Genomic DNA, 24364 nt, shown 5'->3' with positions numbered 1-24364 from the left:
AAATTCGCTGACACAGGAGCATTTTCTCCCCCGCTTCAGAACTTTGAAAAACGATGCCCGGTATTTTGCGAAAGCGCCCGGTATCTTGAGCATAGTTTTTCATCGCCCGGAGTGCGGCCATGTCCGTTCGCAGCGAAACGACTGATCTGAAGCGCCTGTCGCGCCTCGACGTGTTCCCCGCCTTCCACAAGGTGGCGGACCGGCGGGTCCTCGTCGTTGGACATGGCGGCGAAGCGGCGGCCAAGGTGCGGCTCCTGGGCGAGACCAACGCCATCATCGAGGTGGTGTCTGCGGAGATCGAGCCGGAGCTGGCCGAGGTCATCGCCGCCGTCGGCGCGCATCACATTGCCGAGGATTTCCGCCCGCGCCACCTGAACGGCGTGGCGCTGGTGTTCTCCGCCCGCGAGGACGAGCGGCTGGACCGCGCGGTCGTGGAGGCCGCCCGTATTCTCGGCGTTCCCGCCAACGCGGTCGACAAGCCGGAGCTTTGCGACTTCTACACCGGCGCGCTGGTCAACCGCGCCCCGATTGCCGTTGCCATCACGTCCACCGGCGTCGGCCCCGTGCTCGCCCGGCATATCCGCGCCCGCATCGAGGGCCTGCTGCCGCGCTCGACCGGTGACCTTGCCCGTCTGGCCGAGAGCCTGCGCGAGACAGCCGCCCGTGTCCTCACCGATGGCGCGACCCGCCGCCGCTTCTGGGCGAAGTTCTTCTCCGGCCCCGTTGCCACCAATTTCTATGCCGGCCGCCCGGATGTGGCGCGCGTGGAAGCACAGCGCCTGCTGAATGCGGCCCAGGACGAGAGTGGTTTCGTCTGGCTGGTCGGTGCCGGCCCCGGTGCCGAGGATCTCCTGACCCTGCGGGCCCAGCGCTTGCTGCAGGAAGCCGATGTCATCGTCTATGACGCGCTGGTGCCGGAAGCCGTGGTGGCCATGGGCCGGCGCGATGCGCAGCGCATTTCGGTCGGCAAGCGCAAGGGCGCCCATTCCGTGCCGCAGGACCAGATCAACACCGTGCTGGTCGAGCTGGCGCAGGACGGCCACAAGGTGGTGCGCCTGAAGGCCGGCGATCCGCTGGTGTTCGGCCGGGCGGGCGAGGAAATGGACGCCCTGCGCGCCGCAGACATCGGCTTTGAGGTTGTGCCCGGCGTCACCGCCGCCTTTGCCGCCGCCGCCTCGGCCCAGATCCCGCTGACCCTGCGCGGGGTCGCCTCGACACTGGTGTTTGCCACCGGCCACAGTGCCGACAGCGAGACCCTGCCCGACTGGGCCGGCCTGGCGCTGAAGGGCGCGACCGTTGCCGTCTACATGGGCCGCACCGTGGCCGCTGCGGTGTCGCAGCGGCTGATGGAGGCCGGCCTTGCTGGCACCACGCCCGTCGCCATCATCGAGAATGCCGCCCATCCGGAGGAGCGCCAGTTTGCCGGCACGCTTGCCGATCTGCCGGCGCTCGGTGAGCGCGCGGACATTTCCGGCGCGACGCTGATCGTCATCGGCGAAGCCGTCGCTCATGCGGCCCTGTCGAAGGCCGCCCCGATTGCTCCGCGCCTGCGGGCCACCATCGCCGCCTGAGGGCGCAGAACAAGTGGCTGCCCGTCGCGGGGCGGCCTGAGGAGAGAGGAATGAAGGTCATCACCGCCAACCGTCTGATCGACGGCGAGGTCGTGTTCCAGGGCCCTGAGGGCACCTGGGTCGAGCTGATCGGCGAGGCGCGCGTGCTTGCGGACAAGGACGAGATTGCCGCTGCGCTCGCCCTTGGGGCACAGGCTGTTGCCGCCCGGCTGATCGTCGAGCCCTACGAGATCGACGTGATCGAGACCGATGGACGGCTCGAACCGGCGCGCTTCCGCGAGAAGATCCGCGCCGCCGGCCCCACCACCCATCCCGCCCTTGGCAAGCAGGCCCGCGAGACCGCCTGACAACGAGATTTGCGGGGGAAGGCATCGGCCTTCCGCCTGCCGGAGACGCGCCATGTACCGCTACGATGAATTCGACCAGGCCTTCGTTCAGGAACGCACCGCGCAATTCGCCGACCAGGTGCGCCGCCGCCTGTCGGGCGAGCTGTCGGAAGACGAGTTCAAGCCGCTGCGCCTGATGAACGGGCTGTACCTGCAGCTGCACGCCTACATGCTGCGCGTCGCCATCCCCTATGGCACGCTGAACAGCCGCCAGATGCGCAAGCTGGCGCATATCGCCCGCACCTATGACAAGGGCTATGGCCATTTCACCACGCGCCAGAACATCCAGTTCAACTGGCCGAGCCTCAAAGACACGCCGCGCATCCTGGAAGAGCTGGCCGAAGTCGAGATGCATGCCATCCAGACCTCCGGCAACTGCATCCGCAACGTGACGGCGGATCACTTCGCCGGCGCTGCCGCCGACGAGATCGCCGATCCGCGCCCCTATGCAGAGATCCTGCGCCAGTGGTCATCGCTGCATCCGGAATTCTCGTTCCTGCCGCGCAAGTTCAAGGTGGCCATCACCGGCGCGCCGCATGACCGCGCCGCCGTGCAGGTGCATGACATCGGCCTGCAGCTCGCCCGCAACGAGGCCGGCGAGATCGGCTTTGTCGTGTTCGTCGGCGGCGGTCTTGGCCGCACGCCGATGATCGGCCGCAAGGTCCGCGACTTCCTGCCCGAGGAAGACCTTCTGGCCTATTCGGAAGCGATCCTGCGCGTCTACAACCGGTATGGCCGCCGCGACAACAAGTACAAGGCGCGCATCAAGATCCTCGTGCACGAGACGGGCCTGGAAGACCTGAAGGCGGATATCGAGGCCGAGTTCGAGAAGATCCGCTTCGGCATCCTGCGCCTGCCGGACGCGGAAGTGCGCCGCATCGAAACCTATTTCGCCCCGCCGCAGCTGGACCCGCGCGCCGAGACGAGCGCCAAGGTCGAGACGCGCAAGGCCACCGACCCCGCCTTCGCCCGCTTCGTGGCACACAACCTCAACCCGCACCGGGTGCCGGGCTACACCAGCGTGACCCTGTCGATGAAGCCGATCGGCGGCATCCCGGGCGACGCGACCGACGCCCAGATGGACGTGATCGCCAATCTCGCCGAGGGCTATGCCTTCGACGAGATCCGCATCAGCCACGAGCAGAACGTCATCCTGCCGCATGTGGCGCTTGATGACCTGCCGGAAATCTTCGACGTGCTGGTGAAGAACGGCATGGCGGAGGGCAACGCCGGGCTCATCACCGACATCATCGCCTGCCCCGGCATGGACTATTGCGCCCTTGCCACGGCCCGGTCCATCCCGGTGGCGCAGCGGATTTCCGAACGTTTCGGCGCACCGGAGCGGCAGAGCGACATCGGCGAGCTGAAGATCAAGATCTCCGGCTGCATCAACGCCTGCGGCCATCACCATGTCGGCCACATCGGAATTCTCGGCCTCGAGAAGAAGGGCGAGGAGTTCTACCAGATCACGCTCGGCGGCTCGGCCGACGAGCAGTCCTCGATCGGCGAGATCATCGGCCGCGGCTTCTCCTCCGACGAGGTGGTGGATGCCATCGAGACGCTGGTGGACACCTACCTGAAGCTGCGCAGCTCGAAGGACGAGACTTTCCTCGACGTCTACCGCCGCGTCGGCGAAGACCCGTTCAAGGAGGCTCTCTATGGGGCTGAGTGATCTGGCCGGTCTGGCCCTCGATCCTGATCTGGGTGCTGGCGCGGAAGCTCGCGCCTTCGCGGCCCAGTATGACGGCGCGGCGCCGCTCGAAATCCTGAGCGACGCCATCAACAGCCACTACAGTGGCCGCATCGCGCTGGTGTCGTCCTTCGGAGCCGACTCCTCGGTGCTGCTGCATATGGTGGCTGCGGTCGATCCGTCGACGCCGGTTCTGTTCGTCGACACGGGCAAGCTGTTCTCGCAGACGCTGCGCTACCGCGATGCGCTGGTGGAGAAGCTTGGCCTCACCGACGTGCGCGTCGCGCGGCCCGAGCGGGACGAGCTGACCGCCATCGACCCGGCCGGCATGCTCTGGATGAACGACACGGATGCCTGCTGCAACGTGCGCAAGGTGCTGCCGCTGGCCCGTGCGCTGAAGGGCTTTGACGCCTGGATCTCCGGCCGCAAGCGGTTCCAGAGCGCCACCCGGGCTGCCCTGCCCGTGTTCGAGGCCGAGGATGGCCGCGTCAAGGTCAACCCGCTCGCCAACTGGACAGCGGCCGACATTCTCGAATACGCCAAGCTGCATGACCTGCCGCCGCATCCGCTGGTCGCCGAGGGCTATCCGTCCATCGGCTGCCTGCCCTGCACCGACAAGGTCGCCCCGGGGGAAGACCCGCGCGCCGGACGCTGGCGCGGTCAGGCCAAGACCGAATGCGGCATTCATCTTTCCCTGTCCTCGAGCCCGCTGCCGGGCGCGGGCAACACCTGACGCTGCAAGGACGCACCTCGCATGACCAAGATCTACGCCAATGGCGTCTTTACCGAAGAAGCCTGGGTGCGCCTTGAGGCCGACGCAGAGCTGCCGGCTCAGCCCGCCGCCGACGGGGTGAAGCTGATGGTTCCGCTGTCCCGCTTCCTTGCCGATCCCTCGCGCCTTGTTGCGCTTGGTGACGGCGCTGCGGTGCTGGTTGCTGCCGGTGAGGACGTGCAGCAGCTGGAGCCGCATCTGGCCCGTCTGCCGCGCGTGCTGGTGGAATTTCCGAAATTCACCGACGGGCGCGGCTTTTCTGCAGCCCGCATCCTGCGCGAACAGCTTGGCTACGCCGGCGACATCCGCGCCATCGGCGACTTCATCCTTGACCAGATCCCGCTGATGCGCCGCTGCGGCGTGTCCAGCTTCGAGATCGTCAAACCCCAGGTGGAAGCCTCGCTTCGCGCGGGCGAATGGCCGGAAGTCACGCATTACCTCCAGCCGGTTGGCAGTGTCGCCGAAATCCCGGCCGGCACCCGCCCCTGGGCCCGCCGCCCCTCCGACCTGCACAAGGTCGACCAGGCCGCCGAGTAACTTTCGGTCCCGTTTGGCTCGCCTTGACTGCTGCTTGAGCACGGGTCGTCGCACGAGCTCCCTCTCCCCCCTTGAGGGGGAGATGTCCGCGAAGCGGACAGAGGGGGGTGTGGGCGTATCGGCAGACACGATGCTTGAGAGTTGGCTGAGATGCCGCTTACCCCCCTCTGCCCCCTATCGGGGGCATCTCCCCCTCAAGGGGGAGAGGGTGCTGCGGCTTTGCCAAAGTCGAAGATGCTGCGCAGATCATCGCCCAAACAAAAACGGGGCGGCCACTGGCCGCCCCGTTTCCTTGAAATCTCGCGGATCAGGCCAGAGCCAGATCGGCAGCCTGCTTGCCACGGCCGCGGCGGTCGTCTTCGGTGATGAAGGTCACCTTGGCGCCTTCTTCCGGCGTGCCGAGACCAGAGCGCTCGAAGGCCGAGATGTGCACGAACACATCCTTGCCGCCACCTTCCGGCGTGATGAAGCCGAAGCCACGGTCATGGTTGAAGAACTTGATGGTGCCGGTTTCGCGCATGGCGGTATCCTTTCCCGGATAGTCGTATTCAGGTCGACCGCCGCAAGCTTGTCTTGCGGCGATACGGCAACGATGCAGTCAAGGCAGAAACGGGAAAGGCAGAACGAGTTGGCGCCAGGCGCCGGTCAAACCAGTCTTTCCGGGTCCCATTTTGTCTGGGTCGATGCCCGTACGGCTGGCAGAAGCTGGGCCGATGCGGGCAAGATAAGGCGCCCACCCGGCGCGTGCAAGGTTTGATGCCCGGCTAATTTCCCGCAAGGTCCAGGAGCAGCCGGTTGAGCCGTCCGGCTTCCTCAAGATGCGGCGCGTGGCCCGAGCGGGCGAAGCGGTGCAGGGTGACGCCAGGCACATGGTCCGCATGCCAGTCGGCAACGGTCTCGCCGTAAAGCGCGCTCTGCCCGCCGCAGACCAGATGCAGCGGACGGCCCAGCTTCGGCAGGAAGGCGCGGAAATCCTGCTGCGTCAGCGAGGCCCACATCGGCTTCAGCAGCACCGGGTCTGACGCCAGAACCTCGCGCCGGGCATAGCCGAGCCAATGCGGATCCGGCGTTTCAGTGGTCGCAAACATCCGCGTTGCGATCCGCTCGGCCATGTCAGGCCAGCGCGGAATGATCGCCTCCAGCACCTCGGCATTGTGCAGGATGTCGAGCCCGTCGCGCACCCCGCCCGCCCATGTGGCGTCGTTGATGACCTTCGGCGTCATGTCGAGGGCGACGACCGACTTCAGCCGTTCCGTCCCATGCCGTTCTGCCAGCGCATAGGCCACATGCGCGCCCATCGACCAGCCGACCAGAACCACGCCGGACAGATCGCGCGCGGCGAGCAGGCCCGCGACCGCATCCGCCGCTGCCTCGATGGACCTCGGCCGGGCAGCGCCCGTCTGGCCGTGTCCGGGAAGATCGGGCACAAGCACCGGAACAACGCTGCCCAGCGCCTCCAGCTGGGGCTCGAAAAAGCCGCCGTGACAGGACCAGCCATGCAGCAGGACCAGAGGCGACGCGGCGCGTCCCGCCGCCGGCTGGCGCTCCCGCAGGAACACCCCGTCTGCCATGCCCAGCTGCGTCATGCCGCTCCCGCCTTGCCAGCCCTGAGCCGGCCGACAATGCCGGTCGGAAAGAAATAGACCGACAGCACGAAAAGAACGCCCAGCCACAACAGCCAGCGATCCGGGGCCACCAGCGCCGACAGCAGCGGAATGCCCGCCGTCGCGCCTTCCGCCAGTCCCATCAGGGCCTGCAGGTAGGTCTGGGCCAGGATGAACAGCGTCGCGCCGATGACCGCGCCATACATCGTGCCCATGCCGCCGATCACCACCATCAGCAGGATGTCGACCATGATCTCCATCGACAGGGTCGTCGCCGGTCCGGTGTAGCGCAGCCACAGGGCGAGCAGCACGCCCGCCATCGCCGCCATCATCGCCGACAGCACCGTCGCCGCCGTGCGGTAATGCACGGCCTTGTAGCCGATGGCCTCCGCGCGGAAGCCATTGTCTCGCACCGCCTTCAGCACCCGGCCGAAGGGCGAGTTGACGATCCGCACCAAGGCGAGGAACAGCGCCAGCGCCACGCCGAAAACGAGATAATAGCTCAGCACCTTGCCATCGATGCGCAGACCCAGCACCGGCTCCGCGAACAGCTTGAACGCCGGCGTCAGTTCGCGCGGGATCTTGTAGTTGAGCCCGTCCTCGCCGCCGGTGAGGAAGGAGAGCTGCGACACCAGCACGGCGAAGGCGCTGGCAATCGCCAGCGTCACCATGGCGAAGAAGATCGCCTTCACGCGCAGCGAAAATAGCCCGATGGCCAGCGCCAGCAGCGCCGCGAGGCCCACCCCGCACAGCGCGCCAAGTCCGGCAGCGGCAAAGCTTGCCCCACCCAGCGTCAGCCCGAGCGCGGTGCCATAGGCGCCGAGGCCGAAGAACATCGTGTGGGCGAAGGAGACGATGCCGGTGTAACCGATCAGGAGGTCATAGCTTGCCACCAGCACGATGAAGATGCAGATCCGCGCGGCCGTCTCCAGCGGCTTGCTGCCGGGGAACAGGAACGGGGCAAAGGCAAGACCGATGAGGATGACAAGCAGGAGAACGGTGAGGACCGGGCTTGCCGGCCGGTCGCCGGACAGGAGTTTCATCAGCATGGCGCGCTCCTCACTTGGCCTTGACGACGGGATAGAGGCCCTGCGGCCGCCACATCAGCACCACCACCATCAGTCCGATGGTGGAGACGAGCGCCACCTTGGGCGCGGCGAAGGCGGTGTAGTTGGCCAGAAGCCCGACCAGCAGCGCGCCGATGAAACAGCCCTCGACCGAGCCGAGACCGCCGATGATGACGACGATGAACACCAGCACCATGATTTCCGAGCCCATGTGCGCGGTGATGGTTTCCTGATAGAGGCCCCACATCACGCCGCCGAGACCGGCAAGCGCCGAGCCGACCATGAACACCACGAGGAACAGCCGGCGGATGCGGTAGCCGAGCGCTTCCACCATCTCGCCGTTCTCCACCCCGGCCCGCACCAGCAGGCCGACCTTGGTGTGCTTCAGCACATGCCGCATGGCGACAAACAGCGCCAGCCCGACCCCGACGGCGACAATGCGGTATTTCTCGATGGCCGCATCGCCGATGACCCAGGAGCCCTGCAGCGCCAGCGGCCGCGACAGGTGCAGCGCATCCGGCCCCCAGACCACATGGATGAGCTGCTGCGCGATGATCATGCCGCCCATGGTGACGAGGATCTGCTTCAGGTGCTGGCCATAGACCGGCTTGATGATCACCTTCTCGAAGCCGTAGCCGATCAGGCCCGTGGCCAGCATGGTCACCGTGACGGCGATCAACATGGCCGCAAGGTTCATCAGCACCGACGGATGCCCAGTCCAGCCGGACAGCCACGTCAGCACGGTGAAGCCGATGAACGCTCCGACTGCGACGAAGGCCCCATGGCCGAAGTTGATGATGTCCATCAGGCCGAACACCAGCGTCAGGCCCGAGGCCATGATGAAGATCATCAGCCCCATGGCGAGGCCCGCCACCGTCAGCGTCGCCCAGGTGGAGGGGCTGCCGGTGACGATCAGCCCGCCCAGCATCAGCAGGGGAACCAGTAGCAGCGGCAGTTTTTCCGCCAGCCGTTCACCAAGCGGCCGCGCCTCGATGCGGGGCCGGATCAGGGTCTCGCTCATTGATGCGCCTCCAGGCTTAGTCCCATCAGCCGTTCCTGCAGTCCGGCATCGGCCACCAGCGTCGCCATGCCGCCGGCATGCACGATGCGGCCATCATCCATCACGGCCACCGTGTCGCCGAGGCTTGAGGCCATGGCGAAGTTCTGCTCGACCAGCAGGATGGTCGTCTCGGTTTCCTTGAGCTGGCGCAGCGCGTCGGTCATGGCGACGATGATCGCCGGGGCCAGCCCCTTGGTCGGTTCGTCGATCAGGATCAGGCGGCGCGGCTCGATGATCGCACGCGACACGGCCAGCATCTGCTTCTGCCCGCCCGACAGCGTGCCAGCCGAGGAATTCCAGAAATTGCGGATCGGCGGGAACAGATCCTGCACCCAGGAGAGCCGCTTCGCATCGATCGGTCCGGAGGTCGCGGCCAGCGCCATGTTCTCCGCCACCGTCAGATCCGTGAAGATGCCCATGTTTTCCGGCACATAGGCAATGCCGGCGCGGGCGATCGACGGTGTGTCCAGTTGCGTGATGTCGCGGCCATCAAAGCGGACCTCCCCCCGGCTTGCCCGCCACAGGCCCATGATGGTGCGCAAGGTCGTGGTCTTGCCGGCGCCGTTGCGGCCAAGCAGAACCGATACCCCGCCCTGCGGCACGGTCAGCGAAACGCCCTGCAGGATGTGATAGGGCCCGATATGGGTATGGACGCCGTCCAGCGTCAGAAGCGGTTCAGCCATGGGCGGCCTCCGTCACGCGCTTGCCGAGATAGGCTTCCTGCACCACGGCCGAATTGATCACGGTGGCCGGTTCGCCATCGGCGACCAGCGCCCCGTTGTGCAGCACGATGATGCGGTCTGCGAGGGTCCGGATCACGTCCATCTTGTGCTCGACCAGCAGGATCGTGCGATCCTTGTCGGCCTTCAGCTCCTGGATGAGATTGAGGATCACAGGCACCTCGTCGACGCTCATGCCGGCGGTCGGCTCGTCGAACATCAGCACCTGCGGCCCCAGCGCGATCAGCAGCGCCACCTCCAGCTTGCGCTGGTCGCCATGCGGCAGGGCGCTCACGGTCTGGCTCGCCTTGTCGAGCAGGCGCACTTCGGCCAGCACATGTTCGGCCCGCTCGATCAGCTCCACGTGGCTGTCGGCCATGGAGAAGAGATCAAGGCCAAGGTTCGCCCTGGCCTGCGCCACCAGGCGCACGTTCTCGCGCACCGTCAGGGTTGGAAACAGGTTGGTGAGCTGGAACGCGCGGCCGATCCCCTTCAGCGTCCGCTCCGGCACGCTCATCCGGGTGATGTCCTGACCATTCAGCACAACCTTGCCATGGCTCGCCCGGAGCTGGCCGGAAATCAGGTTGAAATAGGTCGTCTTGCCGGCGCCATTCGGCCCGACAATGGCCGTCAGCGTCCCGCGCTCGAACGCACAGCTGACATGATCCACGGCCACATGCCCGCCGAAGCGGATCGTCAGCTCATGGGTTTCCAGAATGGGATGTTCACGCGCCACTGGATCGTTCCATGCGGGGTTGGGGGAAGGCGAGATTGGTGTTCCGGGGCCACAGCAGCTCCGGCGAGCGGCAGCGCCCCTCTCCCCCCTTGAGGGGGAGATGTCTGCAACAGCAGACAGAGGGGGGTGCAACAGCTGGGCAGCACGACCGGAGCAAGCGGATGTCCCGTTACCCCCTCTGCCCCCATCCGGGGGCAACTCCCCCTCAAGGGGGGAGAGGGGGCTGCGGCTTAACGGGATACTCCGGACCAAAGCCTGTTTGGTGTGTCCGGCCCCACTCCCAACCCCTCCCCACGAGGGGGAGAGGAGCAAGAGAGGGCACCGCTTGCACTCACAAGCTTACTTCTTGTTCTTGATCGGGATGTTCATGTCCTCGATCTTCAGCTCGCGCACCAGTTCCGGGATGCCCCAGGCCACAGCCGGGTCAACCTTGATCTTGAAGTGGTACATCGACTGCAGCGCCTGATGGTCCTCGGGACGGAACACCATCTTGCCCTTCGGCGTCTGGAATTCCATGCCTTCCATCGCCTTGATCAGCGCTTCGGTGTCCGTCGAACCGGCCTTCTTGATGGCCTCGACCACGGCGATGCCTGCGGTCATGCCACCGGCGGTGAAGAAGTCCGGCGGGGACTCATGACGCTTCTGGTGTTCGGTGACGAGCCAGTCGTTCACCGGGTTCTTCGGGATGTCGTAGTAGTAATAGGTCGCCCCTTCCATGCCCGGCAGCGCCTTGTAGGCAGCCATCGCGGCCAGGATGTTGCCGCCCGTGGCGATCTCGATGCCGAAGCGCTCCGGCTCCATGGCCTTGATCTTGCCGATCGGGTTGTTGGCACCGGCCCAGATCACGAACAGGAACTTGCGGCCCGGCTGGTCCTTCATCGCATCAAAGATGCGCTGTGCGCTGGCAGTGAAGTCCTGGGTGTCGGTCGGGACATATTCCTCGAAGGCGAGCTTGGCGCCGGTCGGCCCCAGGGCGTCCTTGAAGGCAGCAACGCCGTCGCGGCCAAAGGCATAATCCTGCGCCAGCGTGGCGATGGTCACGCCATCCTTGCCGAGCGCGACCGCGTTGGCGATGGCGTCCTGCGATGAGTTGCGGCCGGTGCGGAAGATGTAGCGGTTCCAGGCTTCGCCCGTGATGCTGTCGGCCACGGCCGGCTCGACGATCAGCAGCTTCTCGTATTCCTCGGCAACCGGCAGCATGGCCAGCGCAACACCGGAGGCAACGGGGCCAACGGCAATGTCGGCATTGTCATCGCCATAGGCCTCAGCCAGCACGGCCTTGGCAATGTCCGGCTTGGTCTGGGTGTCCTTTTCGATGACAACCAGCTTGCGGCCGTTCACTTCCATGGTGCCGCCGGTGGCATATTCGAGGCCCATCATCAGGCCGATATGCGACTGCTTGGCATAGGCTTCCAGCGCGCCGGTCTTGTCATAGACATGGGCGATGCGGATGTCCTCCGCCTGCGCCTGTCCAGCCATCGCGACAGGTCCGGCAATGGCCAGCCCCAAAACGGTGACCAGGGCCATCCGTCGCAGTTTCGAATGCAAGGTCGTGTTCATTGGCAACATCCTCCCGAGTGCCGGAGCGCGCTCCCCCGCGCTCCTGATGTGTCCAGCTCCCGCAAATCCTGTCGGGCCCTCTGACGGGGCCACCATGTCGATGGGGCTCATGCCGAACTGCAAGGCCGGCTGCCTTCCCTTGAGTTGAAGACGCCAGCCGGCACAACGGTCACCGGACAAGAGAATATGAAACCTGAATCAGGCGTCATGTCAAATGACAGTTTCGCATCTGGTGCAGTTCGTGCCATCGGCTAAGCTGCAGCGCCCGCAAGACAGGAGCATGACCATCGCATGACCGCCCCCGACAACACTGTGCCCGACGTCGAGATCCTGTCCCGCCGCGAGGTGTACCGGGGCCGGGCAAGCGTTGAAGAAATCACCTTCCGCCAGCGCCGCCGGGACGGGTCCGTCCAGGACCTCACCCGCGAGGTTGTCCGCTACGGGCTCAATGTGGTGGCGGTGCTGCCGGTTGATCCCGTCGAGGGAAGACTGCTTTTGTGCCGCCAGCTGCGCCTGCCAATGCTGGTGGACCAGAACGATCCGTTCCCGCTGGAGGCCTGTGCCGGCCGGCTGGAACAGGGCGAGGATGCGGAAGAGGGCGCGCGCCGTGAACTTCTGGAGGAGTTCGGCGTTACGGCACTGACGCTGACCCATGTGATGGCGAGCTACACCAGCCCGGGCATTCTCGGCGCCCGGGCTGACCTTTACCTGGCCATCTATGACAGCGCGGCGCGGGCCAGTGGCGGGGGCCTTGCAGAGGAAGGCGAGGACATCGAGGTGCTGGAAATTGGCTTTGCTGAAGCCGCACATCTCCTGCGCACCGGCCAGCTGCGCGATGCCAAGTCGGTCATCCTGCTGCAGCATCTCATGTTGAAACACCCGGACCGGTTTCCCGCCGTCTCTCCCCCTTGAGCGCATTGCGGCGTCTCGTTGCATCCGCTAGCGTTCGGAAAGACAACCGAAACGGGAGCGGATACGATGCCGGGAGAGATGGTCCAGACACGCGAGATTCTGCTGCCGGGGGCCGTCATCGACGGGATTGTTGGACCCGCCACAGGCGATGACCGGTTTGACAGCCTCTGCCCCTCGGATGGCCGGCTGATCGCCCGTATTCCGCGCTGCGACGCCGCCGATGTCGGCCGGGCCGTTGCCAGCGCCCGCCGCGCTTTCGACGACGGCCCTTGGCCGCGGCTCACCGCGCTGGAGCGGGGCCGCTTGCTGCTCAGGCTGTCCGCGCTGGTCAGCGAACACGCCGAGGAACTGGCGGCCCTCGAATCGCTCGATGCGGGCAAACCGCTGCGTCAGGGCAAGGCCGACATCGTCGCCCTCGCCCGCTATTTCGAATTTTATGGCGGCGCTGCCGACAAGGTGATGGGCGACACCATCCCCACCGCCGACGGCTTCCTCGCCATGACCCTGCGCGAACCGCTCGGCGTCGTCGGCGGCATCATCCCGTGGAACTATCCGGCGCAGATCATGGGCCGCGTCGCCGGGGCGGCCCTCGCGATGGGCAACACGCTGGTGCTGAAGCCGGCGGAAGATGCCTGTCTCAGCGTCCTGCGTGTCGGCGAACTGGCGCTGGAGGCCGGCTTTCCGGCCGGTGTCTTCAACGTCGTCTCCGGTTTCGGCCACGAGGCAGGCGCTGCCCTTGCCAACCATCCGGGCCTTGATTTCCTCACCTTCACCGGCTCGCCGGAAGTCGGGGTGATGATCCAGACGGCGGCGGCGCGCAACCACATTGGCTGCACGCTGGAACTGGGCGGCAAGTCGCCCCAGATCGTCTTCGAGGATGCCGATCTCGAACAGGCCGTTCCGGTCATCATCAACGCCATCATCCAGAACTGTGGCCAGACCTGTTCGGCTGGCAGCCGGGTCCTGGTGCAGCAGGGCATCTGGCAGCCGCTCGCCGATGCCTTGCGTGCCCGCGTTCGCACGCTGGTCGCCGGTCCCCATGACCGCGATCTTGATCTCGGCCCCCTCATTTCGGAGGGCCAGCTGCGCCGGGTCCGGTCCTTTGTCGAGCGGGCCGCCAACGACGGCATTCCCCTCATAGCCGAAGGCGCCATCGCCCCTGATGCACCTGACACCGGCTTCTACGTGCCAGCCCGGATCTATGGCCCCGTGCCGCCCGAGCATCTGCTGGCGCGGGAGGAAGTGTTCGGCCCGGTCCTGTCGCTGATCCCCTTCCGCGACGAGACCGAGGCGATCCGGCTCGCCAATGGCACCGACTACGGCCTTGTCGCCGGCGTGTGGAGCCGCGACGGCCAGCGTGCCGTGCGCGTCGCGCGGCAGGTCCGCGCCGGTCAGGTCTTCGTCAACGCCTATGGCGCGGGCGGCGGCATCGAGCTGCCCTTCGGCGGCTTCAAGAAATCCGGCCACGGCCGCGAGAAGGGCTTCGAGGCGCTGTATGAATTCTCGGCGACCAAGACCCTCGTCCTGCGCCATGGTTAGCCAGCAAAATAACTGATCGAAACCGGGGAGGAACATGCATGGCAGACAGGCTGACGGGCAAGGTGGCAGTGATCACCGGAGCGGGATCCGGCTTCGGCGAGGGCATGGCCAAACGCTTTGCCGAGGAAGGCGCAAGGGTCGTGGTGGCGGATCTCAACGGCGAGGCCGCAGCCCGCGTCGCCGGCGAGATCGGCGCTTCTGCCGTCGCTGTTACCGCCGATGTCACGGTGCGCGCCGATGTCGACCGCATGGTCAAGGCCGCATCCGAGGGCTTCGGCCGGCTCGACATCCTCATCAACAACGCCGGCTATTCCCACCGCAACAAGTCACTGCTTGAGGTGAGCGAAGACGAGTTCGACCGCATCCTCGCCGTCAACGCCAAGGCGATCTACCTGTCCACCCTCGCCGTGGTGCCCATCATGGAAGCGCAAGGCGGCGGCGTCATCCTCACCACCGCGTCGACCGCCGGCCTGCGGCCCCGGCCGGGTCTCACCTGGTACAACGCCTCCAAGGGCTGGGCGATCACCGCCTCCAAGTCGATGGCCGTGGAACTCGCGCCAAAGAACATCCGCGTCAACGCGCTCTGCCCCGTGGCCGGCGAGACGGGCATGCTGCATCTCTTCATGGGCGAAGACACGCCGGAAAAGCGGGCCCAGTTCAAGGCCTCGATCCCGCTTGGCCGCCTGTCGAAGCCGATGGACATGGCCAATGCCGCGCTGTGGCTCGCTTCCGACGAGGCCGAGTTCATCACGGGCGTGGCGCTTGAAGTCGACGGCGGCCGCTGCATCTGAGCGGCCCCGTCCTGCGTCACGCCCTCCGGTTCAGGCCTCCAGCCGCTTCACCGCGTCCTCGACATAGACGAGGGCGCGGCCCTCGCAGACGCGCGTGCCTTCGGGCAATTCGCAGACCGTCTCCAGATCGACCAGATGCTTCTCCGGCCGAAGACGGGTGATCGTCACCCGTGCGGTCAGCTCCACATCGAGCGGCACCGGCGCGAGAAACCGCATCTCCTGCTTCAGATAGTTGGTGCCCGGCCCCGGCAGGTCGACGCCAAGGAGACAGGAGAACAACGCCCCGATCAGCGGACCCGGCACGCCCTCCGCCGGAGACACCGCCGTGCCCGAGAGGCGCGAGAATGCGGCCAGATCCGCATCCGAATAGCTGCGCATCAGGCTCGCGCTCTCACCCACAACAAACCCCATCATGCGCCTCCTTCGAGCGTCGCCAGACCGGTCAGCACCTCTTCGCCTGTCGCCGCCCGGCTGACGCGGATGCCGACGGTGCCAGTCGCTTCGCCCCGCTCCAGCGCGATCACCAGTTCCTCGCCGGCAAAGGCCGGATGAGGAAACATCAGCGCCTGCGCCTGATGCCGGTGCCCTGGAAACAGTTCGCCGAGCAGCCCGAACACGCGGGTGTAGATCAGCATCCCGTGCGACACGGTGCGGCCGAAGCGCGTGCGGGCGGAAAACGCGGGATCGACATGGATCGGGTTGTCATCTCCCGACACGGCGGCAAAGGCATCAAACTCCGCCTGGCTCGGCGTCCAGGACCGGCGATGCGGCAAGGGATCGGCTGGTGTCATGCGGGTCTCCGGGGGTTCAGGTTTGGTCTCTTGCGGGGCCTCACAGCTCCCCTCCCTCTCGTGGGGAGGGGGGCGGAGAGGCTGCGGAGCCGTTGCTTCAGCCGTAAGGAGACCCCTCCCCCAGCCTGTCCTTGAGGATGTTCTTACGCACCTTGCCGGCGGCGGTGCGGGGCAGGTCGGTGACAAGGGAGAAGCTCTTGGGCACCTTGTAGGCGGCCAGCCGCTCGCGGCACCAGGCGGGCAGGTCGGCCACCTCCAGCGCCGCGCCGGGACGGGCAATCAGGAAGGCCGCACCGACCTCGCCCCATTTCTCGTCCGGCACGCCGATGACCACGGCCTCCAGCACGGCCGGATGGGTGAGCAGCACCCGCTCGACCTCGGCCGGGTAGATGTTCTCGCCGCCGGAGATGTACATGTCCTTGATGCGGTCGACGATGAAGTAATAGCCATCCGAATCGCGCCGGGCGATGTCGCCGGTCCGGAGCCAGCCGTCCCCGGTGAGAGAACCGGCTGTCGCCTCAGGATTGTCCATGTAGCCCGGCGTGATGCCGGGCCCGCGCACCTGCAGCTCGCCCTCCCCGGCGCCCTCGACAACGCGCCCGTCCGCCCCCTCCAGCCGCACCTCGGCGAGGATCTGCGCCTTGCCGACCGAGCCGAGCTTGGCGCTGGCCTGGGCCGGGTCCATGATGAACAGCGTCGGCCCGGTTTCGGTCATGCCCATGCCGTTGCAGATGGTGGCGCCGCGCGCCTGATATTCGCTGAGGAGCTTTTCCGGCACCGGCGCCCCGCCGCAGACCAGAGAACGCAGGCGGGCGATGTCGAGATCACCGAAGCGCGGATGCAGCGCCAGAGCCTGATAGATCGCCGGCACGCCAAAGAAGGCGGTCACCTCGCCCTCGTCGATCAGCCGCACCACGTCATCGGCCTCGAACTTGCGCAGGATGGTGGAGCGGCCGCCGAACAAGAACAGCGGCAGGGTGAGGAGATTGATCCCGGCAGTGTGAAACAGCGGCAGATAGTTCACCGAGGTATCGGTGCTGGTGAGATCCGTCGCCTGGACATAGTTGACCGCATTGGCCCAGGCCATGCCGGCGGTCTGGATCACCGCCTTGGGCAGGCCCGTGGTGCCGGAGGTGAAGAGCAGATACCACGGCGCGCTGGCCTTGACGGGTCGTCCCGAAACAGCGGCAGCGGCGGATGCATCCGCGTCGGCAATCAGATCGGCCAGCACGAAGGGCGTGTCCATGCCGGGTTCCAGCCCGATGCGGGCAAGGCCATGGCGGGCGGCCAGCTCGCGGGCGACATCCGTGAAGGCCGTGTCATGCAGCAGCACATGCGCGCGGCAGGTGGCAAGCAGCGGCGACAGCTCGGCAAAGGGCTGGCGCCAGTTGAGCGGCACCAGCACGAGCCGCGCCTTCTGTGCCGCGAACAGCGCGATGAAGAACTCCGGCCGGTTGAGGCTGAGGATCGGCACCCTTGCCCCTTCCACCAGCCCCATGTCGAGGAGGGCAGCGGCCAGCCGGCTCGCCTGCCGCTCCACTTGGGCAAAGGTGAGGCTCTCCCCCGTTGCCTGGTCGATGAAGGCGACGCGGTCCGGGGTCAGTTCGGCCCGGCGGGCGGCCATGTCGGTCACGTGATCCATCGGTCCTCCAGAGATGTGTTCCGGCCATCCGGCCGCGTTCAGGTGCGGGCGCTCCCCGCCGCAAAGTCGCGCATGCGCGCCAGCGTGTCAGGATGGGTGACAAGAGCGAGGAACCGCTGGCGCTCGGCCTCAAGCCGCGCCGCCACCACTGACACCCGCTCCTTCGGCCAGACGCCAGCACGAGTGGCGGCAAGGCTGCGCGGATCCTTGGCCTCCAGGGTGGCGAGCCAGCCGGCAATCACCGCCTCCACCCCGCCCGGTGCGGCCAGTTCGCTGACCAGACCCAGACGCAGCGCCTCGTCGGCGCTGATCCGGCGGTTGAAATACTGGATCGACAGGGCCGCGCCCGTGCCGATCCGGTCGGGCAGCAAGGCGGTCCAGCCGCCATCGGGCGCAAAGCCCATGTCCACGTAATAGGGCTGGAAGAACGCGGAAGGATCGGCGGCGACCAGATCGCTCGCCAGCACCAGTCCGGTCGAGCCGCCGGTGACCGGGCCATTGAGCGCCGTCAGCACCGGCATCGGGAACGCCAACAGGTCAAGGATCGCCCCGTTCAGCTCCCCCACCAGATCGGCAGCATAGGCGTTGAGCTCGCCCGCGCTGCCCGCATGGGCAAGAAACCCGGCGATGTCGCCGCCAATCGAAAAACTGCGCGCCGAGGAGCCCAGCACCAGCGCCCTTGCCCCGGACTGCCGCGCCACCGCGATGGCGGCACGCAGGTCAGCCAGCAGCTCCGGCACCAGCGCATTGTGGCGGCGGGTGCGGGAGAGCGTGATGCGGGCGTACCCGCCTTCCAGCTGCAGCGCCGCCAGCGGCCCGGCGGCCTCGGTCGCAGCAAGGCTCACGGCTTGTCCCCGCGTGGCTGCAGGCCATGCACGATCAGGTCATGCGCGGCGTCCACCACCTCGGCAACGGGCGTGCGGTCCTCCCAGATGACCGCACGCTCGCCGAGCGCACGGGCAATCCCCATGAGGGCCCATGCGCGAACATCGCAATCGCCGGGCCGGATCTGCCCGGCCGCTTCCGCATCGGCCAGTGCCGAACGGTAGCCTTCCGCGAAACTGCTGAAATAGGCGCGATAGGCCGCCGGATCGACGAACAGCGCCTCCTGAATGATGCGATAGAGATCCGGATGGGCGGCAACAAAGTCGAGGAAGCCGCGCAGGCCCGCCTTTTCCGCCGCCAGCCGGTCCGGAATGTTCGCGGTCGCCTGGGTCAGCGCCCGTCGCACCAGCCGGCCCATCTCGAGGACGAGTTCGGAGAACACCTCCTCCTTGCCCTTGAAGTAGATGTAGAACGTGCCCTGCGCACAGCCGGCCTCACGCGTGATCGCGCCGATGGACGCCTCGCTGAAGCCCTTCGCGCCGATCACCCGCTCGGCCGCATCCAGGATCGCCCGCCGCGTCGCCTCGCCGCGCGCCGTCTTCGGCTGGATGCCGCGCGGTTCGTCTTCGGCCACCGGCAGCGCATCCGGCACGGCCTTCGCCTTGCGCGGCCTTGCGCTGGCAGCTTCAGATCGGACTTGACGCCTGTGTTCGCTCACGGGACACCTTTGTCTGGCCGGCGCGCCGAAAGCCGCGCCAACATGAAACATGAATCACTATTCATGTTTTGGTTCTGATTGCAAGCCCGTGCTGCGCTTCGCGGGCGAAGGGGGCGGCCGGAGTGTCGTGGCGCGGTCGCAGACACGGACATCGTCGGTCTGGACCTCTGCCCTCCGCCGCCGTCATCAACTCTGTTGTTGTGCGTTGTGCCTGATCCTTGCGTTCAGGATGACGATGATCTTTCGCATGAGGGCGGCGATTGCGAGGATTGGCTTCTTCCCGTTGTTGATAAGCCTTTGATAGACCTCCTTTAATGGCCCGTTTGCGCGGCTTGCGGACAAGGCGGCCATGAAGAGGGCCGGCTTGACGGTGGAGCGTCCGCCGTGCATCCGGCGATATCCCTTGAGGGTTCCGCTGTCCTTGGGATGAGGGGCGACCCCGGCGAGGCTTGCGGCCTGGCGCCGGTCCATCGTTCCCAGTTCCGGCATGGTTGCGGCGAGGGTGATGGCGGTGCGCTTGCCCACGCCCGGCAGGGAGCAGCAGACCTCGATCCGGCGGGCGAGCTGCGGCGAGGCGTCGACGAGCGCCTCGATGGCGGCGTCGATGGCCTCGATCTCGTGCAGGATCGCCCGCAGGATGACCTGGCAGGAGCGGCGGATGATCGCGATGCCAGGTCCCTCTCCGGGGATCTTTGAGCGGTTCTGCTCGGCCACCTTGAGGGCGAGAAGCTCCTGACGGCGGGCATTGAGGCTGGCGAGTGTGCTCTGGGTCTCATCGGCCGGCGTGAACAGGGCGAGTGTCTTCCAGCGCTCCTCGCCATAGCGGGCCAGAGCCTGGGCATCGATGGCGTCTGTCTTGGCAAGACGGCCGAAGGACCGGCTGAATGCCTTGACCTTAACGGTATCGGCCCGGTGGCAGGCAAGGCCTGCTGCCGTCAGTTCGCCCACCAGCAGGCGCTCGTGGCCGCCGGTCGGCTCCAACACGCACAGGCAGTCGGCCGACAGGCCTGTCAGCGCCTTGCGGATGCTGGCGGAGCGGTTGGGGAAGGTCGTGACACGGCCGGTGGCGGTGTCGAAGGCGGTGATGCTGTCCTTGGCGACATCGAAGCCGCAGACATGGGCGGGAGGCTGCTGCAGGGCGGGCATGGCCGTGCTATCCTTGACGTGCTTCGGATTGTTTGCGGGCGTGGGTGTCAGCCAGAGGCCCAATCAACTCTCCAAGCGGGAAAAGGGAAGCGTCAGGGAGCCATGATGACAGCGGGTGAAAACCCGACCCCGGGACGGTCGCCTGACGCTGAAGCTGCGGGTTAAGGGTCGCAGCTTCCCCTTTACCCTAGCACCACGGACAACAAACAATCCCGGGCGCAGCGCAGCGAAGACCCGGGACCGGTGAGCCAATGCGCCTCCGGTTCCATCGCATTGGATCCCCGAAACCTCGACCCTCCGGTCCCGGCTCGAGCTGACGCTCGTCCGGGACGACGACGGTGTGTCGAGGTGTGTCTTCAATCTCAGGCCTCTCCGTCGTCGCTCTCCAATGGGCGCACCGGGTCGGCCCCGTTGCGCAGGGCTTCCAGCGCCTGCATGCGCTGCTCGCTGCGCTGCCAGTTTTCCTTGGTCACACCGGCAATCAGCACTTCCGCGACAGCCATCAGCGCCGTCGAGGAGTCCCAGGGCGAAGGCACGGCCACCCGCACGGGCAGCACGTGCTGCGAGATCCGGGCAACGGGCGACATCCAGCTGTCGGTGATGAGACCAACCGTGACGCCCTGCTTTGCCGCCGCCTCGGCAAAGCGCACGATGCCGGCCTGATAGCGGCGGATGTCGAAGACAACGAGCACATCCTTCGGCCCCATGCCAATGAGCTGGTCGAGCCAGTTGCTTTCCTGCCCGGCCATATGGTGCACGCCAGACCGCACGATGCGCAGATGCGCCGCCATGTAGCGGGCCAGCGCATCGGTGAAGCGCCCCCCCAGCAGGTAGACCGTCCGCCTCTCATCCGCCAGCAGGCGCACGAAGGCCTCGATTTCCCGTTCGGGCAGATGCTGGAACGTCTCGCGCAGGTTCTCGACCAGCTTGTCGGCAAAGGCATTGCCGCAGCCCGTGTCCCCGGATGGCAACGCGAGGTCCCGCGCCAGCGGCGCTTTCAGCTGGTTTTCCAGTTCGAATTTCAGCCGTCGCTGAAATTCGGGAAAGCCCGGAAACCCGAGCCTTGCCACGAAGCGCAGGATTGTCGGCGAACTGACCCCCGCCGCATCGGCGAACTGGGCCACGGTCTGCAATCCCAGCAAGGGGAAATTGGCCAGCAACGCCTGTGCGGCCCGGCGTTCCGTCGTGGTGAATTCGTCCAGCCGCTCGCGGATTTCCTCGACCAGAGCCTGGTCCATCAGCGTTCCCCCATTCGGCGCAAGCCTTTCGCCCGCCCCCTGCCCCGGCCCGTCAGGCCGTTTGATGTTTTATGTTTGACAGGCACCGTTTCCTTGTATCAAATCATACACAGCGTGGCCGTCTACGCAATTCTGTAACAAAAAATACAAACGTAAACGGACGGTCACTTCCAGATGGGGAGGCAGCATGGCGCAGCCGGAGGGGCCGCTTGCCAGCGACGGGACACGTGTGTCCATCGAAAACCGCAGCGGCAGCAGTGACTATGTTCTTGTGTGCGACCACGCCTCGAATTTCATTCCCGAGGCCTATGGTGATCTTGGCCTGAGCGCCGAGGCACGTGTGGCCCACATCGCCTGGGACCCGGGAGCGCTTGGCACGGCCCAGGAGATGTCGCGTCTTCTCGACGCCCCGCTCGTCTATCCGCGCATCTCGCGCCTGATCATCGATTGCAACCGCGACCACGCGGCGCATGACCTCATCCCGGCGATCAGCGAGACCACGCGCATTCCCGGCAACGAGAACCTGAGCGAACAGGATCGCAAACAGCGTATCGAGCTGGCGCATGTGCCCTTCCACAGCGCCATCGAAACGCTGGTGGCGGAGCGGGCGCTGGCCGGCAAGCGCAGCGTCATCGTCTCCGTCCACACCTACACCCCCGTCTACAAGGGCGTCTCCCGCCCCTGGGAAATCGGCATCATTGCCGACAAGGACCGGCGGCTCGGCGACGCGATGATCGCGGCGCTAAAGGCTCCCGGCGATCTGACGGTCGGCGACAACGAGCCCTATTCTCCCGCGGATGGCGTCTACTACACCCTGACGCGTCACGGCGAATCCCAGGGCCGGGCCTGCGCCATGATCGAAATCCGCAACACCGATGTCGCGACGCCGGAGGCCGAGAAGGCCTGGGGCCAGCGGCTGGGCAAGATCCTGGCTGACAGCCTGCCCGCTCTGGCGGAGGAGGCATGATGCCCGGTTTCGCACGCACCTATGTCCGCTGGGTCGACGGGTTCAGCATCGGTCTCGGCCGTTTCATCATGTACGGGCTGTTCGTGATGATGGGGATCCTCTTGTGGTCGTCGATGTCCAAGACCTTCTTCACGCCGTCACTCTGGACGCTTGAATTCGCCCAGTTTGCGATGGTCACCTACTACGTGCTTGGTGGTCCCTACTCCCTGCAGGCCGGTGCGCATGTGCGGATGGACCTCTTCTACGCCAACTGGTCCCCGCGCAAGAAGGCATCGGTGGATGCCCTGACAGTCTTCCTGCTGATGTTCTATCTCGGCGTCCTGCTCTACGGCTCGCTCGCCTCGACGGCGTTTTCGCTCGGTTATTTCGACGATCATCCCCTGCTGTTCTACTGGGACCTCATTGTGGCCTTCGTCACCGGAGGTCCGGATGCCGCCGGCGAGGTGATGGGTCATCTGGAGCGCAGCCGTACGGCCTTCCGCGCCTACATGTGGCCGATCAAGGTGATCATGACATTCGGTTTCTTCCTGATGCTGCTGCAGGCCATTTCCGAGCTGATCAAGGACATCGCTCGCATTCGTGGGGAGGCGATCTGATGTCCTATGAGATGATCACCCTCTTCATGTTCGCCTCGATGATGCTGATGATGCTGACAGGTCAGCGCGTCTTCGGCGCCATCGGCGGTGTCGCGGCCATTGCCGCGCTGGCGCTCTGGGGCACCGGCTCGACGGACATTCCCTTCGCCCAGGCAATCAAGCTGATGAACTGGTACCCGATGCTGACGCTGCCCATGTTCATCTTCATGGGCTACATCCTGTCGGAATCGCGCATCGCGGAAGACCTCTACCGCATGTTCCACGTCTGGATGGGCCCGGTCAGCGGCGGTCTGGCCATCGGCACCATCCTTCTCATGGTGCTGGTATCGGCGATGAACGGCCTGTCGGTGGCCGGCATGGCCATCGGCGCGACCATAGCCCTGCCGGAACTGCTGCGTCGTGGCTACGACAAGCGCATGATCTCCGGCGTCATCCAGGCCGGGTCCTCGCTCGGCATTCTCATCCCGCCGTCCGTGGTTCTGGTGCTCTATGCCATGATCGCGCGTCAGCCGGTCGGCAACCTCTGGCTTGCCGGCGTGGTGCCGGGCCTGATGATGGCGGCGATGTTCATCGTCTATGTCGTGGTCCGCTGCAAGCTGCAGCCGGAACTGGGCCCCGCCCTTCCGGCGGAAGAACGCAACGTGCCGATGCGTGAGAAGCTGCGCCTTCTGTCGGCCGGCCTGCTGCCCATCGGCATCTTCCTCGTGATGATGGTGCCTTTCGTCAACGGCTGGACAAGCCTTGTCGAGAGCTCCGCCATCGGTGCGCTGACCGCCTTCGCGGTGGCACTGGCCAAGCGGCGGATGACCTGGGTGATCTTCCACTCCTGCGTGAAGCAGACGCTGTTCATCTCCTGCATGTTCATGTGGATCATCCTGGCCGCCCTCGGGTTCGGCGCGGTCTTCGACGGTCTCGGCGCGGTGAAGTCGATCGAGTATTTCTTCACCGGCGAGCTGGGCCTCAATCCCTGGACGATCCTGATCCTGATGCAGCTGTCGTTCCTGGTCATGGGCACGTTCCTCGACGACACGGCAATGCTGGTCATCGTGGCGCCGCTCTATGTGCCGCTGGTTGCCAAGCTGGATCTTGGCATGCCGGCTGACCAGGTGCTGATCTGGTACGGCGTGCTCTACACGATCACGACCCAGATCGCCTACATGACGCCGCCGTTCGGCTACAACCTGTTCCTGATGCGCGCCATGGCCCCGCCGGAATTCTCGATGCGCGACATCTACGCCTCGATCATCCCGTTCGTGCTGATCATGGTCCTGGCGCTGGCGATCATCATGATTTTCCCGCAGATTGCCTTGTGGCTGCCGGGACTGGTCTACGCAAAGTAGCCAATCGTGCCGGCCGGACCTGAGGGCCCGGCGGCAAGGGAGGAAGGAAGACCCGCCTCTTTGGCGGCCTGAAAGACACGATTTCGACATGCGGATGACCCCGGCGGGCAAGAACAATGGCCAAAGGCCACCCCGCCCGGGTCAGATCACCTAAAAG

At 66.0% G+C, this 24364-nt stretch carries 25 protein-coding genes; 11 read left to right on the top strand and 14 right to left on the bottom strand.

Translation table 11 applies throughout. From position 1 onward, the window contains the following. Positions 1-119: 119 nt before the first annotated feature. From cysG to OVA12_RS19875, 5 genes are read left to right on the top strand one after another with little or no spacing between them, the layout of a single operon-like run. A complete protein-coding gene (gene cysG / locus OVA12_RS19895; protein ID WP_268140388.1) occupies positions 120-1571 on the top strand; it encodes a siroheme synthase CysG in 1452 nt (483 codons plus the stop codon). 50 nt (positions 1572-1621) lie between these two features. Further along, positions 1622-1918, top strand: a complete 297-nt coding sequence (locus tag OVA12_RS19890) for a DUF2849 domain-containing protein (RefSeq protein ID WP_106754018.1) — start codon at positions 1622-1624, stop codon at positions 1916-1918. A gap of 52 nt (positions 1919-1970) precedes the next feature. After that, positions 1971-3629, top strand: coding sequence for a nitrite/sulfite reductase (locus OVA12_RS19885; protein WP_268140387.1), 1659 nt, complete (start codon positions 1971-1973; stop codon positions 3627-3629). Continuing rightward, positions 3616-4380 carry a phosphoadenylyl-sulfate reductase gene (locus OVA12_RS19880; protein WP_268140386.1) on the top strand — a complete coding sequence of 255 codons (765 nt, stop codon included), beginning with the start codon at positions 3616-3618 and terminating at the stop codon, positions 4378-4380. Before OVA12_RS19885 ends, OVA12_RS19880 begins: the two co-directional genes overlap by 14 nt. Positions 4381-4401: 21 nt before the next feature. After that, on the top strand, positions 4402-4956 hold the full coding sequence (locus tag OVA12_RS19875; RefSeq protein ID WP_268140385.1) for a DUF934 domain-containing protein: 555 nt from the start codon (positions 4402-4404) through the stop codon (positions 4954-4956). 307 nt (positions 4957-5263) lie between these two features. Here the strand turns inward: OVA12_RS19875 and OVA12_RS19870 are convergent, their stop codons facing one another. The 7 genes from OVA12_RS19870 to OVA12_RS19840 form a co-directional block, all read right to left on the bottom strand. After that, a complete protein-coding gene (locus tag OVA12_RS19870) occupies positions 5264-5476 on the bottom strand; it encodes a cold-shock protein (protein ID WP_106754014.1) in 213 nt (70 codons plus the stop codon). A gap of 244 nt (positions 5477-5720) precedes the next feature. Further along, positions 5721-6542, bottom strand: coding sequence for an alpha/beta fold hydrolase (locus tag OVA12_RS19865; RefSeq protein WP_268140384.1), 822 nt, complete (start codon positions 6540-6542; stop codon positions 5721-5723). After that, positions 6539-7609 carry a branched-chain amino acid ABC transporter permease gene (locus OVA12_RS19860; protein WP_268140383.1) on the bottom strand — a complete coding sequence of 357 codons (1071 nt, stop codon included), beginning with the start codon at positions 7607-7609 and terminating at the stop codon, positions 6539-6541. Before OVA12_RS19860 ends, OVA12_RS19865 begins: the two co-directional genes overlap by 4 nt. A gap of 10 nt (positions 7610-7619) precedes the next feature. Continuing rightward, positions 7620-8648 carry a branched-chain amino acid ABC transporter permease gene (locus OVA12_RS19855; RefSeq protein WP_268140382.1) on the bottom strand — a complete coding sequence of 343 codons (1029 nt, stop codon included), beginning with the start codon at positions 8646-8648 and terminating at the stop codon, positions 7620-7622. Then, positions 8645-9370, bottom strand: a complete 726-nt coding sequence (locus OVA12_RS19850; protein WP_268140381.1) for an ABC transporter ATP-binding protein — start codon at positions 9368-9370, stop codon at positions 8645-8647. The genes OVA12_RS19855 and OVA12_RS19850 overlap by 4 nt, the downstream gene beginning before the upstream one ends. Continuing rightward, a complete protein-coding gene (locus OVA12_RS19845) occupies positions 9363-10142 on the bottom strand; it encodes an ABC transporter ATP-binding protein (RefSeq protein ID WP_268140379.1) in 780 nt (259 codons plus the stop codon). The genes OVA12_RS19850 and OVA12_RS19845 overlap by 8 nt, the downstream gene beginning before the upstream one ends. A gap of 339 nt (positions 10143-10481) precedes the next feature. After that, a complete protein-coding gene (locus tag OVA12_RS19840) occupies positions 10482-11669 on the bottom strand; it encodes a substrate-binding domain-containing protein (protein WP_268141446.1) in 1188 nt (395 codons plus the stop codon). Between the two features lie 324 nt (positions 11670-11993). Between OVA12_RS19840 and OVA12_RS19835 the strand changes: the two genes are divergently transcribed. The 3 genes from OVA12_RS19835 to OVA12_RS19825 all read left to right on the top strand — a co-directional run bounded on the left by OVA12_RS19835 (position 11994) and on the right by OVA12_RS19825 (position 14944). Then, positions 11994-12614 (top strand): NUDIX domain-containing protein, encoded by a 621-nt coding sequence (locus OVA12_RS19835; RefSeq protein ID WP_268140378.1) that lies wholly within the window; start codon positions 11994-11996, stop codon positions 12612-12614. A gap of 66 nt (positions 12615-12680) precedes the next feature. Beyond that, a complete protein-coding gene (locus OVA12_RS19830) occupies positions 12681-14153 on the top strand; it encodes an aldehyde dehydrogenase family protein (protein ID WP_268140376.1) in 1473 nt (490 codons plus the stop codon). Between the two features lie 38 nt (positions 14154-14191). Further along, entirely contained in the window at positions 14192-14944 is a 753-nt protein-coding gene (locus tag OVA12_RS19825; RefSeq protein WP_268140374.1) for an SDR family oxidoreductase, read from the top strand. A gap of 30 nt (positions 14945-14974) precedes the next feature. Here the strand turns inward: OVA12_RS19825 and OVA12_RS19820 are convergent, their stop codons facing one another. From OVA12_RS19820 to OVA12_RS19790, 7 genes are all read right to left on the bottom strand, one after another. Beyond that, on the bottom strand, positions 14975-15355 hold the full coding sequence (locus tag OVA12_RS19820) for a phosphate acetyltransferase (RefSeq protein WP_268140372.1): 381 nt from the start codon (positions 15353-15355) through the stop codon (positions 14975-14977). Further along, complete coding sequence (locus OVA12_RS19815) at positions 15355-15735, bottom strand: MaoC family dehydratase (RefSeq protein WP_268140371.1); 381 nt, start codon at positions 15733-15735, stop codon at positions 15355-15357. The genes OVA12_RS19820 and OVA12_RS19815 overlap by 1 nt, the downstream gene beginning before the upstream one ends. A 97-nt stretch (positions 15736-15832) precedes the next feature. Then, positions 15833-17377, bottom strand: coding sequence for an AMP-binding protein (locus OVA12_RS19810; RefSeq protein ID WP_268140370.1), 1545 nt, complete (start codon positions 17375-17377; stop codon positions 15833-15835). Positions 17378-17415: 38 nt separating this feature from the next. Continuing rightward, positions 17416-18222 carry an enoyl-CoA hydratase/isomerase family protein gene (locus OVA12_RS19805; protein WP_268140368.1) on the bottom strand — a complete coding sequence of 269 codons (807 nt, stop codon included), beginning with the start codon at positions 18220-18222 and terminating at the stop codon, positions 17416-17418. Next, entirely contained in the window at positions 18219-18854 is a 636-nt protein-coding gene (locus OVA12_RS19800) for a TetR/AcrR family transcriptional regulator (protein WP_268140367.1), read from the bottom strand. Before OVA12_RS19800 ends, OVA12_RS19805 begins: the two co-directional genes overlap by 4 nt. 252 nt (positions 18855-19106) lie before the next feature. Next, on the bottom strand, positions 19107-20066 hold the full coding sequence (locus OVA12_RS19795) for an IS110 family transposase (RefSeq protein WP_268139841.1): 960 nt from the start codon (positions 20064-20066) through the stop codon (positions 19107-19109). A 362-nt stretch (positions 20067-20428) separates the two neighbouring features. Next, positions 20429-21304, bottom strand: coding sequence for a MurR/RpiR family transcriptional regulator (locus OVA12_RS19790; protein WP_268140366.1), 876 nt, complete (start codon positions 21302-21304; stop codon positions 20429-20431). 187 nt (positions 21305-21491) lie between these two features. Between OVA12_RS19790 and OVA12_RS19785 the strand changes: the two genes are divergently transcribed. The 3 genes from OVA12_RS19785 to OVA12_RS19775 are packed head-to-tail and all read left to right on the top strand — an operon-like array spanning position 21492 to position 24207. After that, positions 21492-22271, top strand: coding sequence for an N-formylglutamate amidohydrolase (locus OVA12_RS19785; RefSeq protein ID WP_268140364.1), 780 nt, complete (start codon positions 21492-21494; stop codon positions 22269-22271). Next, positions 22271-22867, top strand: a complete 597-nt coding sequence (locus OVA12_RS19780) for a TRAP transporter small permease subunit (protein WP_268140363.1) — start codon at positions 22271-22273, stop codon at positions 22865-22867. The genes OVA12_RS19785 and OVA12_RS19780 overlap by 1 nt, the downstream gene beginning before the upstream one ends. Continuing rightward, on the top strand, positions 22867-24207 hold the full coding sequence (locus OVA12_RS19775; protein ID WP_268140361.1) for a TRAP transporter large permease: 1341 nt from the start codon (positions 22867-22869) through the stop codon (positions 24205-24207). Before OVA12_RS19780 ends, OVA12_RS19775 begins: the two co-directional genes overlap by 1 nt. Positions 24208-24364: the final 157 nt, after the last annotated feature.

The sequence above is a fragment of the Pannonibacter sp. SL95 genome, assembly GCF_026672425.1.
Classification (GTDB): domain Bacteria; phylum Pseudomonadota; class Alphaproteobacteria; order Rhizobiales; family Stappiaceae; genus Pannonibacter.
This window is presented reverse-complemented; position numbering and strand designations above follow the sequence as displayed.